Consider the following 16,478-nt stretch of genomic DNA (forward strand, 5'->3'; position numbering starts at 1 on the left):
GCAGTAATGGCTTCAGGGGGCGGCAAAGAGTTCGCTGTAGTTCACGGTGGCGGTACCGAATTTGCCGACCACGATGCCGCCGGCGCGGTTGGCAATGGGCACTGCCTCGCGCAGGCTCAGGCCGGCGGCGAGCATGGCAGCGAGCGTTGCAATGACCGTGTCGCCGGCACCAGTGACGTCGAACACTTCGCGGGCCACCGCCGGGACGTGAAGTTCGCCTTGCTCATCAAACAGGGTCATGCCTTCCTCGCTGCGGGTCAGCAGCACCGCCTGCAGCTTGAGTGAGCTGCGCAGATTATGGGCTTTGATCCGTAAATCGTCTTCATTGTTCCAGGTGCCAATGACATGTTCCAGCTCGGCGCGGTTGGGCGTGATGACACTGGCGTTTTTGTAGCGTTCATAGTCCGAACCCTTGGGGTCCACCAGCACGACCTTGCCGGCAGCGCGCGCTTGGGCAATCATCAGGACGATGTGCGCCAGGCCGCCCTTGCCGTAGTCGGAAAACAGCACGGCTTCGTGCTGCAGGTGCAGCCTCTCAAACGTGGCGGACTGCGATGCCAGCACTTCGTTTTCAGGTGTATTTTCAAAATCAAGGCGCAGCAGTTGCTGCTGGCGCCCGATCACGCGCAGCTTGACCGTTGTCTTCAGCTTGGCGTCGCGACCAAAGTAGGGCGTGATGCCGGTTTTGGCCACCAGGGCTTCAAGGTGATGGCTGGCTTCATCATCGCCCACCACGCTCAGCAGCGAAGCCTGTGCGCCCAGCGTGACGATGTTGTAGGCGACGTTGGCCGCCGCACCAATGCGCTCTTCCGTGCGGGTCACGCGAACAACAGGAACCGGTGCCTCCGGTGAAATACGGTCCACGGCACCGTACCAGTAGCGGTCCAGCATGGCGTCACCCACGACCAGCACGCGGGCCTTGGCGATTTTTTCAGGGGATAGGGAAAGTGTTGTCATGCTTGTTCTAATACGGCTCAACGCTGAGTGACTAGGCTTTCTCTTTTTCAAGCGGACACTGCGGAACCGGCTTTGCTGGGCCGCAAGTGTTGCCCCCTGCAAGGGGGGAGGCGAAGCGAAGCGTAGCCACGGGGGTGTTCATAGCTTTATAGTTCTTCAATGCGGCGTGTCGGGTAACTGTCCCAGGCCTGGCAGCCTGGGCAGTGCCAGAAATGCTGGGTGGCCTCGAAGCCGCAGGCTGCACAGCGGTAGCGCATCAGCGGCTTGATGGCCTGGTCCAACGTCCGTTGCACGAGGGCGCGGTGTTGTTCATTTTCCAGCTTTTCACCTGCCATCCATTTGTCGGCCGCCACAAGGGAGGTCTGGCCTTCCAGGTGCCGCACGTACCATTGCCGGGCCGTCACCGGGTCCTTCTCCAGCTTGACGAGCGCCTCGATCACATCGATGGACGGCATGTGTGCGTAGCTGGCCTCCAGAAGCGTCTTTGCGGCGGCTTGCTGGCCGCTGCCCTGTGCAATATTGGCCAGCAAACCAGCCGCCAGAGGCAGGCCCTGCGGCGCGGTTTTCTCCAGCTTGAGGAGGGTCTGCATCGCGTCCTGCGGCTGGCCCAGCTGGTTTTGCAGCTTGGCCAGGTCAATCAGGGGACGAGCCGACGCAGGGGCCATGGCAGCAGCTTCATGCAGGGCGCTTAGTGCCCTGGCCGTATCGCCAGCGGCCGTGCTGGCACTGGCCTGCTCGCACAGGTAATGCGCCTGCCGGGTGCTGAAATTGCCATGGCTGGAACTGTCCAGCCGCGCTGCGATGTCGGTGGCGTTGGCCCAGTCGCGCGAACGCTCGTAGATGGACAGCAAGGCGAGCCGAGCTTCTTCTTCAAACGGTGTGCCCTCGAGTTTGCGCAGGGCGATCTCGGCGCGGTCCAGCAAGCCGGCCTTCAGGAAATCCAGTGCCAGCGCGTGTTGCGCACGGTCACGTTCCGGCTGGGTCAGGTCGCCGCGCGACATCAGGTGCTCATGCACCCGTACTGCGCGCTCGTATTCGCCGCGCCGGCGGAACAGGTTGCCCAGCGCGAAGTGCAACTCGGACGTGTCGGGGTCGTTCTGGACGGCTTCAATGAAAGCATCGATGGCCTGGTCCTGCTGTTCGTTCAGCAGGAAGTTGAGGCCCTTGAAATAGGCCTTGGGGGCTTGGCGGTTCTCGATACGCAGTTGCCGCAAATCCAGCCGTGATGCCAGCCAGCCCAGCGTGAAGGCGATCGGAAACCCGAGCAGAACCCAGGTGAAATCAAATTCCATGGTGGAGCGTGGAGGCGTCGTCAGTCAAATTGGTTGAAGCCCCGAAGGAGGGGTGGCGTGCAGCTTTGCGTCTTTTCCACCAGCGCGGCATCATGACAAGAACACCCAGCGCCAGGCCGCAGGCGAAAGCAGCCAGAACAACCAGCACCAGAGGCGCCTGCCAGGACGTGCCAAAAAAGAAATGCACCGCAACCGTCTGCTGGTTGTTCAGTGCAAAAGCAAAGAGCGTAAAAAAAATGGCTGCCTTGAGCAGCCACATCAGGTATTTCACTGGCAATCCCCCTAGTGGTCTGGAGATTGTAGCCAGCCCACCGGGAGAAATACTGAAAGCCTCATCTGGAGTCCGTGACCGTCAGCAATTCCTCGGTCCGTGCATCGACCGCCTCCCGCAACGCCTTTCCCGGCTTGAAGTGGGGCACCCGCTTTTCGGGGATGGCCACACTTTCGCCGGAGCGGGGGTTGCGACCCATGCGGGGAGGGCGACGGTTGATGGAGAAACTGCCAAAACCCCTGATTTCAATCCGGTGGCCGCGTACCAGCGCGTCGCTCATGGCATCAAGAATCGTCTTGACGGCATATTCGGCATCGCGGTGCGTCAGCTGGCTGAATCGGGCTGCCAGTTCTTCTACAAGGTCGCTTCGGGTCATGGATAAAGATGCTGTGCAGCGATGCGACCCGCCTGGGGCGAATCACACCGCTGCGCGGTTGCTTTACTTCTCGTTGTTGTCCAGCTTGGCACGCAGCAGGGCGCCCAGGTTGGTCAAACCAGCGTTTTCACGCGAGGACTGCTGGCTCAGGTTGGCCATGGCCTCTTGCTGGTCCGCGTTGTCCTTGGCCTTGACCGACAGCTGGATGTTGCGGGTCTTGCGATCCACGTTCACCACGACGGCAGACACTTCGTCGCCTTCTTTCAGCACGTTGCGCGCGTCTTCAACGCGGTCACGGCTGATTTCGCTGGCGCGCAGGTAGCCAATAATGTCTTCGCCCAGATCGATCTCGGCACCTTTGGCGTCAACGGTCTTGACCTTGCCAGTCACGATTGCGCCCTTGTCGTTGATCGACACGAACGTGGTGAACGGGTCAGAGTCCAACTGCTTGATGCCCAGGGAGATGCGCTCGCGGTCGACGTCGACAGCCAGCACAATGGCTTCAACTTCCTGGCCCTTTTTGTAGTTGCGAACAGCGGCTTCGCCGGGTTCGTTCCATGAGAGGTCAGACAGGTGCACCAGGCCGTCGATGCCGGCAGCCAGGCCCACAAAGACGCCGAAGTCGGTGATCGACTTGATCGGGCCCTTGACGCGGTCGCCGCGCTTGGTGTCCTGGGCAAACTCTTGCCATGGGTTGGCCTTGCACTGCTTCATGCCCAGGCTGATACGGCGCTTGTCTTCGTCGATCTCGAGGACCATGACTTCGACTTCGTCGCCCAGCGCCACGAGCTTGCTCGGTGCCACGTTCTTGTTGGTCCAGTCCATCTCGGACACGTGGACCAGGCCTTCGATGCCGGGTTCGAGTTCCACAAACGCGCCGTAGTCGGCGATGTTGGTGATCTTGCCGAACAGGCGGGTGCCTTGGGGGTAGCGGCGGTTTACGCCCATCCATGGGTCGTCGCCCATCTGCTTGAGGCCGAGGGACACGCGGTTTTTCTCGGTGTCGAACTTCAGGATCTTGGCCACGATTTCCTGGCCAGCCGTCACCACTTCGCTTGGGTGACGCACGCGGCGCCATGCCATGTCGGTGATGTGCAGCAGGCCGTCAATGCCGCCGAGGTCAACGAACGCGCCGTATTCGGTGATGTTCTTGACGATGCCCTTGACTGCGGTGCCTTCTTTCAGGGTTTCCATCAGCTTGGCGCGCTCTTCGCCCATGCTGGCTTCCACCACGGCGCGGCGGCTCAACACCACGTTGTTGCGCTTGCGGTCGAGCTTGATGACCTTGAATTCCATGGTCTTGTTCTCGTACGGAGACAAGTCCTTGATGGGGCGGGTGTCGATGAGCGAGCCGGGCAGGAAGGCGCGGATGCCGTTGACCAGAACGGTGAGACCGCCCTTGACCTTGCCGCTGGTCTGGCCGGTGACGAACTCGCCGGATTCCAGGGCTTTTTCCAGGCTCATCCACGATGCCAGGCGCTTGGCCTTGTCGCGGCTCAGCAGGGTGTCGCCATAGCCGTTTTCGACGGAGTCGATGGCCACGGACACGAAGTCGCCGACCTGGACTTCAAGCTCGCCCTGGTCGTTTTTGAATTCTTCGAGGGGGACATAGGCCTCGGATTTGAGTCCGGCGTTCACAACCACGTGGTTGTGATCGATGCGCACTACTTCAGCAGTAATGACTTCACCGGTACGCATTTCGGAGCGTTGCAGTGATTCGTTGAATAGATCGGCAAAAGATTCAGACATGATTTTCCTAATCCACAGAACAGGGTTCCAATAGCGGGATTGCTATTGTTTTTATAGCTGCTTGCGGCGGTTTTTGCGGCCAGACGTCTAATAAGGCCGCGGGTTGCGTTAATGAACCTGCTGACCAGTGCGCCGTGATGAGGTGAGCGCGTCGGGGGTCAGAAGGGCCGACTGCCTTCCCACCAGTCAATCACCTGAGCTACCGAGTTTTCAATCGACAGATAGGAGTTGTCCAGCGGGCGGGCGTCATCAGCAGGTTTCAAAGGGGCGACCGGCCTGGACATGTCGCGGGCGTCGCGCGCCTCCAAATCTTGCTGAATCCCGGCGATTGTAGCCGAAATTCCCTTTGAAATCAATTGCTTATGCCTGCGTTCAGCCCGGTGCAGGGCGCTTGCCGTCAGGTAGACCTTGAGGGGGGCATCGGGGAATATGACGGTTCCCATGTCCCGGCCATCCGCCACCAGCCCCGGCAGGCGCCGAAAGCTGTGCTGGAGCTCCAGCAGGGCGCTACGCACCTCGGGGTGCGCCGACACTTTGGAGGCGGCCATACCCGCAGCCTCGGTGCGGATGGCTTCGGACACGTCTTCGGTGCCCAGGAATATCCGGTCGCCCCGAAAGCGGACCGGCAGCGTCCGGGCGATGCGCGCCACGTCGGCACCATTCTCCAGCGCCACGCCGGCGCGCGTGGCGGCAAAGGCGCTCAAACGATACAGGGCGCCGGAGTCCAGGTAGTGGTAGCCAAGCCGGTGGGCGGCCAGTGCAGCCAGCGTACCCTTGCCCGAGGCCGTCGGGCCGTCGATGCAGATGACGGGAATCTGCGCGGTTTCGGCTTCGGACACGGCAAACAGGGCTTCGAAATAATCGGGGAAGGTCTTGGCGACGCACTTGGGGTCGAGAATCCGTATCGGCTGCCGGGCCGGATTGAAGGCCGCCAGCGAAAAGCACATGGCGATGCGGTGATCGTCGTAGGTGTGAATGGCGGCACTTTTCCACGCCAGGGGCGGCGTGATCTTGAGATAGTCCGCGCCTTCCTCCACGGTGGCGCCGAGCTTTTGCAGTTCGCAGGCCATGGCGGCGATGCGGTCGGTTTCCTTGACGCGCCAGCTGGCGATATTGCGCAGCGTGGTCGTGCCGTCTGCATACAGCGCCATCACGGCCAGCGTCATGGCGGCATCGGGGATGTGGTTGCAGTCCAGGTCGATCGCCTTGAGCGGCCATCCCTGGCCTGGTTTGCCGCGGGAAATCCGCAGCGAGTTGGGCGTGCTTTCAATCTGCGCGCCCATCATCCGGGCAGCCTCAATAAAGCGGATGTCCCCCTGGATCGAGTCGGCGCCTACACCCAGAATTTCTATGTGGTTTTGCCCTGCAGCCGGCTCGGAAATTGCACCGAGTGCTATGAAATAGCTGGCGGACGAGGCGTCGCCCTCGACATGGATGTCGCCGGGCGACTGGTACTGGCTCCCGGCCGGGATGGTAAACCGCTGCCAGTTGTCAGCACCCAGCGGCCGCTGGACGTGAATGCCAAAGCGCTTGAGCAGGTTGAGGGTGATCTCGATATAGGGACGGGAAATCAGTTCGCCCACCACTTCAATGTGGATGTCCTGCCCGGCTACCAGCGGCAAAGCCATCAGCAGCGCTGTCAGGAACTGGCTGGAAACATCGCCCCGTACCCGGATAGGCTCTTCGATCTTCAGCTGGGCGGGACGCAGGCGCAGCGGTGGATAGCCCTCGTTGCCGAGGTACTCGATGGAGCAGCCCAGTTGCCGGAGCGCATCGACCAGATCGCCGATCGGTCTTTCATGCATGCGGGCAACGCCCGAGAGTTCAAACTCGCCACCCAGCAGCGCCAGGGCGGCCGTCAGGGGGCGCATCGCGGTGCCGGCATTGCCCATGAAAAGCGTGGCTTTGGCCTGTCCGACCTGGCCACCGAGCCCGTCGATGACGGCGGTGGTTCCGTGCTGTGCCACGCTGCAGCCCAGCTGTTTCAGGGCCGCCAGCATCACGGCGGTGTCGTCAGAGGCCAGCAGGTCGTGCACCGTGGTTTGTCCCCGGCTCAGTGCGGCCAGCAGCAGGACGCGGTTGGAAATGCTTTTGGAGCCGGGCAGTCGGACTGTTCCTCCCGCCCGGGCCAGTGGCGGAATATCCAGGTACTCAATATCGAACATGAACCGGGACTTATTTATGGGATTTATGCGAGGACATGCGCCAGTTGGCGCGCGTTTCGCTGGCTTGCTCGATCAGCACCTCCAGCACATCACCACTGCCACCGGAAATCAGCTGCTCCAGTGATTGCAGGGTGTCCTGGAAGATTTTGGACTGCGCCAGCAGTTCTTCGCGGTTGGCAATCAGGATGTCGCGCCACATTTTGGGGTCGCTGGCCGCAATCCGCGTGAAATCGCGAAAGCCGGGTCCCGCCAGGGACAGGTAGTCCTTGCCTTCCTGCTGGCCCGAGATGCCGTTCATCAGGGCAAAAGCGATCAGGTGGGGCAGGTGGCTGACCGCTGCGTAGGCCGCATCATGGGCCTGCGGCGACATCTTCAACACATGGCATCCCAGGGCAGTCCACACCTCGGTGGCCTTTTGCAGCTGGACGGTGAAAGTCCGCTCAATGGGCGTCAGGATGACCTGCTTGCCGCTGTACAGGTCCGCGTCCGCATGCTCGACGCCGGAGACTTCCTTGCCGGTGATGGGGTGGCAGGGAACAAAGGCGCCGACGTTGTCACGCAGGACGCGGCGCGCCGCATCCACCACATCCCGTTTGGTCGAGCCCACGTCCATGATCAGCGTGCTGGGCCCCACCAGATGCCGGATGGCCTTGAAGGTGGCCTCGGTGGCGGAAACCGGGACGGCCAGCAGCACGATATCTGCGCCCGAGACCGCGAGCAGGGCGGAGGGTGCTTCCACGTCGATCACGCCCATCTGGCGGGCGCGCTCGGTGGTAGAGGGGGATTTGCTATAGCCGACGATGCGCTTGACCAGGCCGGCCTGTTTGAGCGCGAGCGCGAAAGAACCGCCCATGAGGCCGCATCCGATGAGACCTAACTGTTCAAACATGAAGCGGTACCGGAAATTTTTGTAATTCTTGCATGGAGCTCTTGCTTGCGCCTCAATCGCTGACGGGGTAGGTGCCGAGAACCTTGTAAAACGCGCACAGTTGCTGCAAATCAGCCAGCGCTGCCTTGACGTGGGGCTGGGACGGGTGGCCTTGCAGGTCAATATAGAAATAGTATTCCCACTGGCCCGATCGTGCCGGACGTGACTCGAAGCGGGTCATCGAAACCCCGTGGGTTTTCAGCGGCACCAGGATGTCGTGCACGGCGCCCGGGCGATTGGGCACGGACACCACCAGGCTCACGCAGTCCTTGCCCGAGGCGGGTGGCGAGGGCAGCGTCTGCGGGAGGCAGACCACGGCAAAACGGGTGCGGTTAAAGGCGTCGTCCTGGATGGCGTGGGCTGCCGTGTGCAGGCCGAATTGCGCTGCCGCCCGATCGCTGGCGATGCCGGCCCACGCCGGATTGGTCGAGGCCAGGCGTGCACCTTCTGCGTTGCTCGACGCGGCCCGGCGTTCCGCATTGGGCAGGTGGGTGGTCAGCCATCCCTGGCACTGTGCCAGGGCCTGAGGATGTGCATACACGGCCTCGATGTCGTCCAGGGAGTCAGACAACCGCAGCAGGTTGTGCCGCACCATCAGGCTGATCTCGCCGACGATGTGCAGCGGCGAGTTCAGGAAGAGGTCAAGCGAGCGCGACACCACGCCTTCGGTGGAGTTCTCAACCGGCACCACGCCATAACCGGCACTGCCCGCCGCCGTGGCACGAAACACTTCATCAATGCTGATGCAGGGCACATGTTCAATGCTGGCGCCAAAAAATTGAAGGGCCGCCTGTTCGCTGAACGTGCCGGCAGGCCCCAGGTAGGCCACACGCACCGGCGATTCGAGGGCCAGGCAGGCCGACATGATTTCGCGCCAGACGGCTGCAACATGTTCGTTCTTGAGCGGACCGGTGTTGGCTTGCTGGATCTGCTCAATGACCTGGGCAACCCGGTCGGGCCGGAAAAAGGGCGTGCCTTCGAGTTTTTTGACATCTCCCACCTGCTCGGCGACCTGCGCGCGGCGGTTCAGGAGTGCCAGCAATTCCTTGTCTATGGCGTCAATCTGGACGCGCAAATCGGCGAGGTTGGCAGTCATATCGGTGCCCGCCCGGCCGTCTGAACGGCACTGGATGCCCCGTCAAGGGGCTGCGAACAAATGGAGCGTGGAGGCATGTCGTCCTAGGCGTGTTTTTGTTCGAATTCTCGCATGTAGCCGATCAGCGCCTCGATACCGGCCAGCGGCATGGCGTTGTAAATGCTGGCACGCATGCCGCCGACGGACTTGTGGCCCTTCAGTTGCAGCAGGCTGTGGGCTTTGGCGCCGGCCAGGAAAGCCTCGTTGCGCGACTCATCCCGCAACAAAAATGGCACATTCATGCGCGAGCGACACTCGCTGCCGACGCGATTGAAGTACAGCTGGGAACGGTCGATGGCGTCGTAAAGCAGTTGCGCCTTGGCAAGGTTGCGCTTTTCCATGGCGGCAATGCCCGTCACGTCGCCTTCTTTCTGGCGTTTGAGCCATTGAAAAGTCAGGCCTGCAATATAAATCGCATAGGTCGGCGGCGTGTTGTACATCGAGTGGTTGTCCGCCACCGTCTTGTAGTCAAAGGCGCTTGGGCACGCCGGCAGGGCGTGTCCCATCAAATCTTCGCGGACGACCACCAGCGTCACGCCGGCGGGCCCGAGGTTTTTCTGCGCTCCGCCGAAAGCCAGCCCGACCCTCGACCAGTCCACCGGCCGCGAGGCCACATGGGATGAAAAGTCGATGACCAGCGGCGCATCACTTCCCAGGGTCTTGATATCGGGCAGCTCCTGAAATTCCACGCCGTGGATGGTCTCGTTGGTGCAAACATGCACATAGCTGGCGTCGCGCCGCAAATTCCAGCTCGCAGGCGGCGGCAACTGGGTATGGTCGCTGCCTGCATTCGTGGCGGCAATCTGCACGTCGCAGTATTTACGGGCTTCTTTCTGGGACTTGTCGCTCCAGCTGCCGGTCACGACGAAATCTGCCGAGGCACCGCGTGACAGGTTCAGCGGGACGATGGCGTTTTCCGCCAGGCCGCCTCCCTGCATGAACAGGATTTTGAAGTTCGGCGGAATGGCCATCAACTCACGGAAATCGGCTTCCGCATTTTCGTAAATGGAAATGAACTCCTTGCCGCGGTGGCTCATCTCCATGACGCTCATGCCGCTGCCGTGCCAGTCCAGCATTTCGGCGGCGGCCTGCTGCAAAACCTCTTCAGGCAAATTCGCGGGGCCGGCGGAAAAATTGAAGGGTCGGGTCATTAGGATCGGGTTATTTTTTGGCGGGTGGCTTGCTCGCCCCTGGTGCCGCAGGTGCGGGGCCGACAATTTTCAGTGCGGCATCATCAAACTGCTTGACGCGGGCGACCACATCGGCGCGCGATGCTTCGACCAGTTTCTTTATGAAGATACTGCCCAGCTCTGGTGTGCTGGCCTGGTATTTCTTGATGGCAGGAGACTCGAAAAAGGCGGCGATCTGTTTGAGCTCGTCGACCGTAAAACGCTCCGCATAAGCGGGTACCAGGACGTCGCTGCTGACTTTGCTGACCTGTTTGCCAATCAGCTTGTTGGTGTCTTCGGCATACTTTTTGAGTTCTGCGTTGAGATCATCCGACGCTTTTTGCTGTTTGGCCTTGGGTACATTCGCCTCCAGCTTGGGGCCCCAATTGGCGATCAGTTCCTGGGCCGTACTGCCCGCGAGCTGAGCTACGAGCCTGTCAAGCTCCGGGCCTTGCTGCAGGGCGACGACTTTGGTGGCCCATTCGGTTTTCGGGTCTGGCGTTTGCGCATGAATGGCGGTGGAGCAGGCAAGGCCGGCCATCGCCAGTGTGGTGATCAGTTTTTTCATGAATAGCTTCCGGATTGGGACAGATTAAGGTGGTTAGAGCGTTAGAGCGGAGTCGAGGCGTCCTTGCCTGCGTCGTTTTCAACGTCGTTGTCGTCCAGGGTGGCATCGTTCTCGACGATTCGCTGGAGACCGCTCAATTGTGAGCCCTCATCAAGGCCAATAAGCGTAACACCCTGTGTAGCCCTTCCCATCTCCCGGATTTCACTGACCCGCGTGCGCACCAGGACACCCTTGTCGGTAATCAGCATGATTTCATCGTCGACATGCACCAGTGTCGCGGCAACCACTTTGCCGTTACGCTCGCTCTGCTGGATCGCAATCATGCCCTTGGTGCCGCGACCATGACGGGTGTATTCGGTGATGGAGGTGCGCTTGCCATAGCCGTTCTGGGTGGCGGTAAGCACGCTTTGCTGCTCGTCCTCGGCGACCAGCATCGCAATGACGCCCTGGCCGTCTTCGAGCGTCATGCCACGCACGCCGCGTGCGTTGCGGCCCATGGGGCGAACATCGTTCTCGTCAAAGCGCACGGCCTTGCCGCCATCGCTGAACAGCATCACGTCGTGCTTGCCGTCGGTCAGGGAGGCACCAATCAAATAGTCGCCGTCGTCCAGGTCCACGGCGATGATGCCGGCCTTGCGCGGGTTGCTGAATTCGTCCAGCGTCGTTTTCTTGACGGTACCCATGGAGGTGGCCATGAACACATACTGGTCGGCCGGGAAGCTGCGCTTTTCACCGGTCAGCGGCAGCACCACCGTGATTTTTTCACCTTCCTGCAGCGGGAACATGTTGACGATGGGCCGACCGCGCGAGCCGCGCGAGCCAGCCGGCACTTCCCAGACTTTGAGCCAGTAGAGCCGGCCGCGGTTGGAAAAGCACAGGATGTAGTCGTGCGTGTTGGCGATGAACAGCTGGTCGACCCAGTCGTCTTCCTTGGTCGCGGTGGCCTGCTTGCCACGGCCGCCGCGTTTTTGCGCCCGGTATTCGGACAGAGGCTGGCTCTTGATGTAGCCGGAGTGCGACAGGGTCACCACCATGTCGGTCGGCGTGATCAGGTCTTCGGTGCTGAGGTCGAACGAGCTGTGCTCGATCTGGCTGCGCCGCGCGCCGAGCTTGGTCTGGCCGAACTCCAGCTTGATCGCGGACAGCTCTTCGCCAATGATAATGGACACCCGCTCTGGCTTTGCCAGGATGTCAAGCAGGTCGTCGATTTCGGCCATGACTTCCTTGTACTCGGCCACGATCTTGTCCTGCTCAAGGCCGGTCAGGCGTTGCAGGCGCATCTGCAGGATTTCCTGCGCTTGCGTCTCGGACAGGCGGTACAGTCCGTCGCTGCCCATGCCAAAGGCCTTCTCCAGTCCATCGGGACGGTAGTCGTCTGCGTTGACCACGCCGCCATCGGCGCGCGTGCGCGTGAGCATTTCGCGCACCAGGCTGCTGTCCCACGGGCGCAGCATCAGTTCGGCCTTGGCCACCGGCGGTGTGGGCGCATTGCGGATGATGGCAATGAAGTCGTCGATGTTGGCCAATGCAACGGCCAGGCCTTCCAGCACATGGCCCCGTTCGCGCGCCTTGCGCAAGGTGAACACGGTACGGCGCGTCACCACTTCGCGGCGATGCGACAGGAAGACCTGGATCAGGTCTTTCAGGTTGCAGAGCTTGGGCTGGCCATTGACCAGCGCCACCATGTTGATGCCGAAGGTGTCCTGCAGCTGCGTCTGTTTGTACAGATTGTTCAGCACCACTTCGGGCACTTCGCCGCGCTTGAGTTCAATCACCAGGCGCATGCCCGACTTGTCGCTCTCGTCCTGGATATGGCTGATGCCTTCGATCTTTTTCTCGTGAACCAGTTCGGCCATGCGCTCCTGCAGCGTCTTCTTGTTGACCTGGTAGGGCAGTTCGTCCACGATGATGGACTGCCGCTGGCCCTTGTCGATGTCTTCAAAGTGGCATTTGGCGCGCATGACCACCTTGCCGCGCCCGGTACGGTAGCCATCCTTGACACCATTGATGCCATAAATAATGCCGCCGGTGGGGAAGTCGGGTGCCGGCACGATCTCCATCAACTCGTCAATCGAGGCTTCCGGATTCTTCAGCATGTGCAGGCACGCGTCGACCACCTCGTTGAGGTTGTGGGGCGGAATGTTGGTGGCCATGCCCACCGCGATGCCGCCGGAACCATTCACCAGCAGGTTGGGCAGCCGGGTTGGCATGACCAGCGGCTCCTGCTCACTGCCGTCGTAGTTGGGGCCGAAGTCGACGGTTTCCTTGTCGAGGTCGGCCAGCAATTCGTGGGCAATTTTGGACAGGCGGATTTCGGTGTAACGCATGGCCGCGGCGTTGTCGCCGTCGACCGAACCGAAGTTGCCCTGGCCATCAACCAGCAAATGACGCAAGGAAAAATCCTGCGCCATGCGCACGATGGTGTCGTAGACCGACTGGTCGCCGTGCGGATGGTATTTACCAATCACATCGCCCACGATACGGGCGGATTTCTTGTAAGGCCTGTTCCAGTCGTTGTTCAGCTCGTGCATGGCGAACAGCACGCGCCGGTGCACAGGCTTGAGGCCGTCCCGCGCATCGGGCAGGGCTCGGCCCACGATCACGCTCATCGCGTAATCGAGATAGCTTCGTCGCATTTCCTCTTCAAGACTGATGGGCAGGGTTTCTTTGGCGAACTGGGTCATGAGAGGCCTGGTTGGGATTTTTCAAGATTCTTGAGGGGAACCCATAATTTTAAGGCTTGAGTTTATAGCGGCTTGTTTGTGGCGAGTCAGCAACAAATGATTAAGAATCTAATCTCCGTGTCGGATGAAGCCGATAGCTTGCTTGAAGCTGAGAGTAGCTGTGGCACAATCGTTGTAACGCTTTGAGTGATGGTCACTCACGGCGTGTAAATCACTAATCGCAGCAAGTCTGCGGCTTTTCTCTAGAGGAGAACCATGAAGAAACTCAACAAAGTGGCAATGTTGTTTGCTTCCGCAGCGCTTGTTACCGCCGCTGGTGCACAAACTATCGACAACTGGAAAAACGGCAACAATGAGTTGGTCTGGAAAAACGGCACCAATGAACTGTGCTGGCGCGATGCCAACTGGACGCCTGCTACTGCGGCTCCTGGCTGTGATGGTGCGATCGTTGCTCCTCCTGCTCCCGCTCCTGCCGCCGCCCCCGCGCCTGCCCCTCGCGCAGCTGCCCCGGCGCCTGCCCCAGTTGCTCCTCCTGCCGCTACCAAAGTTACTTACGCCGCTGACGCATTCTTTGATTTCGACAAGTCCGTCATCAAGCCAGAAGGCAAAGCCAAGCTGGATGACCTGATCGGCAAGATCAAGGACATCAACCTGGAAGTGATCATTGCTGTGGGTCATACCGACTCCGTCGGCAGCGATACTTACAACCAGAAGCTGTCGGTTCGTCGTTCGGAAGCCGTCAAGGCTTACCTGGTGTCCAAGGGCATTGAGAAAAACCGCGTTTACACCGAAGGCAAAGGCGAGAAACAGCCCGTTGCTGACAACAAGACCGCCGAAGGCCGCGCGAAAAATCGTCGCGTGGAAATCGAAGTTGTTGGTACCCGTGCCAACAAGAAGTAATCCTCTCGGGATCGCTTAAAAACCGCGCTTCGGCGCGGTTTTTTTATGCCTCAACGATAATTGCGACATGCCTACAAGCCAAAATTTTGACCCCGCCGAACTGGCCAAGTTCTCTGATCTGGCCCATCGCTGGTGGGATACTGAAAGCGAATTCCGTCCCTTGCACCAGATCAACCCCTTGCGGCTTGACTGGATTGAGGGGCAGGCCCCATTGAAGGGCCAGCGCGTACTGGACGTGGGCTGTGGCGGCGGCATCCTGGCCGATGCCATGGCCCGCAAAGGCGCCGACGTGCTCGGGATTGATCTGGCCACCAAAGCGCTCAAGGTCGCCCAGCTTCATGCCCTGGAGGCCCAGACCGAGGGTGTCGAGTACCGCGAAATCAGCGCCGAAGCACTGGCTGCCGAGCAGCCTGCCAGTTTTGACGTGGTGACCTGCATGGAAATGCTTGAGCATGTGCCGAATCCGGCTTCCGTTGTGAAGGCCTGCGCCGCCCTGGTCAAACCCGGAGGGCATGTATTTTTTTCGACCATCAACCGTAATGCGAAGGCCTTTCTGTTTGCCATCGTGGGGGCGGAGTATGTGCTGAACCTGCTGCCGCGTGGAACCCATGAATACGCCAAGCTGATCAAGCCCAGCGAACTGGCTGGCTATTGCCGGACCAACGGGCTCACATTGCAGCAGACCAGGGGGATGGAGTACAACCCCTTGACCCAGCATTACTGGCTCAGCGCCGACACCAGCGTCAACTACCTGCTGGCGACCCAGAAAATCTGAGCAAGGCCGGTGACTACCATGTTTAATAATATTGATGCCGTGCTGTTTGACCTGGACGGTACCCTGATTGATAGCGCACCCGACCTGGGGGCCGCGGCCGACAAGATGCGCACTGACCGGGGATTGGCCTCGCTACCTTTGTCGCAATACCGGCCCATGGCGGGCGCAGGGGCCCGCGGCATGATTGGCGTCGCATTTGGCCTGACACCTGACGATGCCGGTTTTCCCGCATTGAGGGAAGAGTTTTTTGCCAACTACGAGGCCTGCATGACCGAGCGCACCTATGCGTTCGACGGGGTGGCCGAGCTGATTGCGAAAATTGACCAGGCAGGCCTCAAGTGGGGGGTGGTCACCAACAAGTCCGCCCGCTTCACGCTGCCCCTCACGCAGGCCATGCCGCTGTTTGGTACGGCCCAGGCCATTGTCAGCGGGGATACCACGCCGCATGCCAAACCGCATCCCGCTCCCCTGCTGGAAGCGGCCCGCAGGCTCAAGGTGGCGCCCGCGCGCTGTATCTATGTCGGCGACGACGAACGCGACATGGTCGCCGGCCGTGCCGCCGGCATGCCCACCGTGGCGGCGGCCTATGGTTATCTGGGCGCTACCGCCGACATGCAGGGCTGGTTCGCCGACGCCACCATCACAAAACCCGCGCTGCTCTTGAATTTGCTGCGAATGCCTTAAACTACCTGTCTTGGGGCTGCACTGGTTTCGACGCGGGTACGGACGCGCAGTGGGGCATGCCGAGCTTAGTGTGCTCGTAAAACTGACTAAAACAAACTAACTGCAAACGACGAACGTTTCGCACTCGCTGCTTAATAACCAGTGAGCCCTACAACAGCAGGCCGATGGGCTGGGCAAGGGGTCTTTAGCGCAAGTTGAAGGCTCCCGGCTGTAGGGTCATACACATCGGCTGGCCTGGTACCGGGCACCTTGGTATCAGGCGAGACAATAGGATGCTGGCAACCTGTATAGCGTGCTGCTGCGCGATACGGGAAGTGAGACTCAAATCAGACGGCTAAGCATGTAGAACTACGCGAAGAAGGCTTGCGGACGGGGGTTCAAATCCCCCCAGCTCCACCATACCCCTAAAGCCCAACTGTTTTCAGTTGGGCTTTTTCTTGCCCGAAACCCCAATACTGGCGCGGTTTCCGGGGATTTTCCTCTTGACTGTGATTCCTCCCAAATCGCGTATTCGGGAGCAAAATTTCCCGAATTCCCTCAAATCCCCCCGATTTCTCTCTGTTCTCTGTTGGCCAGCAAGCCAAGTGGTTTGCCTGCGCCAGATTGGGTGCAAATGGGTGTCGTAATGGGTGTTGCTCGAAATTGGGTGTAAATGGGCGTGGTATTGGTTGATGTTGCGAGCCATCCAGATCACCCGGAGATCCTGAGCCTCATCGCCAGGATCGATGAGTTCAAAGGCGCCTGGCGTGCCTTGGGCGCGTCTGCGCCCTATCGCCTGTCGGCCCTGCGGCGCGTGGCCACCATTGAGAGCATTGGCTCCTCACC

Annotated in this window: 14 protein-coding genes and 1 other RNA gene; 4 read left to right on the forward strand and 11 right to left on the reverse strand. The window is 60.5% G+C overall.

The features are described from left to right. Positions 1-12: 12 nt before the first annotated feature. From rfaE1 to gyrA, 11 genes are all read right to left on the reverse strand, one after another. On the reverse strand, positions 13-957 hold the full coding sequence (rfaE1, locus tag BPRO_RS08885; RefSeq protein WP_011482720.1) for a D-glycero-beta-D-manno-heptose-7-phosphate kinase: 945 nt from the start codon (positions 955-957) through the stop codon (positions 13-15). 146 nt (positions 958-1,103) lie between these two features. Further along, positions 1,104-2,249, reverse strand: a complete 1,146-nt coding sequence (gene lapB, locus BPRO_RS08890) for a lipopolysaccharide assembly protein LapB (protein ID WP_011482721.1) — start codon at positions 2,247-2,249, stop codon at positions 1,104-1,106. Then, positions 2,239-2,520 (reverse strand): LapA family protein, encoded by a 282-nt coding sequence (locus BPRO_RS08895; RefSeq protein ID WP_011482722.1) that lies wholly within the window; start codon positions 2,518-2,520, stop codon positions 2,239-2,241. The genes lapB and BPRO_RS08895 overlap by 11 nt, the downstream gene beginning before the upstream one ends. Positions 2,521-2,581: 61 nt before the next feature. Beyond that, positions 2,582-2,896 carry an integration host factor subunit beta gene (locus BPRO_RS08900; RefSeq protein ID WP_011482723.1) on the reverse strand — a complete coding sequence of 105 codons (315 nt, stop codon included), beginning with the start codon at positions 2,894-2,896 and terminating at the stop codon, positions 2,582-2,584. Between the two features lie 63 nt (positions 2,897-2,959). Next, positions 2,960-4,645: a 30S ribosomal protein S1 gene (gene rpsA / locus BPRO_RS08905; protein ID WP_011482724.1), complete on the reverse strand. Its 1,686-nt coding sequence runs from the start codon at positions 4,643-4,645 to the stop codon at positions 2,960-2,962. Positions 4,646-4,803: 158 nt separating this feature from the next. Then, complete coding sequence (locus BPRO_RS08910; RefSeq protein ID WP_011482725.1) at positions 4,804-6,810, reverse strand: bifunctional 3-phosphoshikimate 1-carboxyvinyltransferase/cytidylate kinase; 2,007 nt, start codon at positions 6,808-6,810, stop codon at positions 4,804-4,806. Positions 6,811-6,820: 10 nt separating this feature from the next. Continuing rightward, positions 6,821-7,699, reverse strand: a complete 879-nt coding sequence (locus BPRO_RS08915; protein WP_011482726.1) for a prephenate dehydrogenase — start codon at positions 7,697-7,699, stop codon at positions 6,821-6,823. Between the two features lie 52 nt (positions 7,700-7,751). After that, entirely contained in the window at positions 7,752-8,834 is a 1,083-nt protein-coding gene (gene pheA, locus BPRO_RS08920) for a prephenate dehydratase (RefSeq protein ID WP_011482727.1), read from the reverse strand. Positions 8,835-8,917: 83 nt separating this feature from the next. Continuing rightward, positions 8,918-10,024: a 3-phosphoserine/phosphohydroxythreonine transaminase gene (serC, locus tag BPRO_RS08925; protein WP_011482728.1), complete on the reverse strand. Its 1,107-nt coding sequence runs from the start codon at positions 10,022-10,024 to the stop codon at positions 8,918-8,920. A gap of 10 nt (positions 10,025-10,034) precedes the next feature. Continuing rightward, entirely contained in the window at positions 10,035-10,610 is a 576-nt protein-coding gene (locus BPRO_RS08930; RefSeq protein ID WP_011482729.1) for a DUF2059 domain-containing protein, read from the reverse strand. A gap of 41 nt (positions 10,611-10,651) precedes the next feature. After that, a complete protein-coding gene (gene gyrA, locus BPRO_RS08935; RefSeq protein WP_011482730.1) occupies positions 10,652-13,294 on the reverse strand; it encodes a DNA gyrase subunit A in 2,643 nt (880 codons plus the stop codon). 255 nt (positions 13,295-13,549) lie between these two features. Here gyrA and ompA point away from each other — a divergent pair, with 255 nt between their 5' ends. The 4 genes from ompA to ssrA all read left to right on the forward strand — a co-directional run bounded on the left by ompA (position 13,550) and on the right by ssrA (position 16,052). After that, on the forward strand, positions 13,550-14,194 hold the full coding sequence (gene ompA / locus BPRO_RS08940) for an outer membrane protein OmpA (RefSeq protein ID WP_011482731.1): 645 nt from the start codon (positions 13,550-13,552) through the stop codon (positions 14,192-14,194). 67 nt (positions 14,195-14,261) lie between these two features. Then, positions 14,262-14,969: a bifunctional 2-polyprenyl-6-hydroxyphenol methylase/3-demethylubiquinol 3-O-methyltransferase UbiG gene (gene ubiG / locus BPRO_RS08945; RefSeq protein ID WP_011482732.1), complete on the forward strand. Its 708-nt coding sequence runs from the start codon at positions 14,262-14,264 to the stop codon at positions 14,967-14,969. 18 nt (positions 14,970-14,987) lie between these two features. Beyond that, positions 14,988-15,653 carry an HAD-IA family hydrolase gene (locus tag BPRO_RS08950; protein WP_011482733.1) on the forward strand — a complete coding sequence of 222 codons (666 nt, stop codon included), beginning with the start codon at positions 14,988-14,990 and terminating at the stop codon, positions 15,651-15,653. A gap of 12 nt (positions 15,654-15,665) precedes the next feature. Beyond that, positions 15,666-16,052: a transfer-messenger RNA gene (ssrA, locus tag BPRO_RS28500) on the forward strand. Positions 16,053-16,478 lie beyond the last annotated feature (426 nt).

This window comes from Polaromonas sp. JS666 (genome assembly GCF_000013865.1).
Classification (GTDB): Bacteria; Pseudomonadota; Gammaproteobacteria; order Burkholderiales; family Burkholderiaceae_C; genus Polaromonas.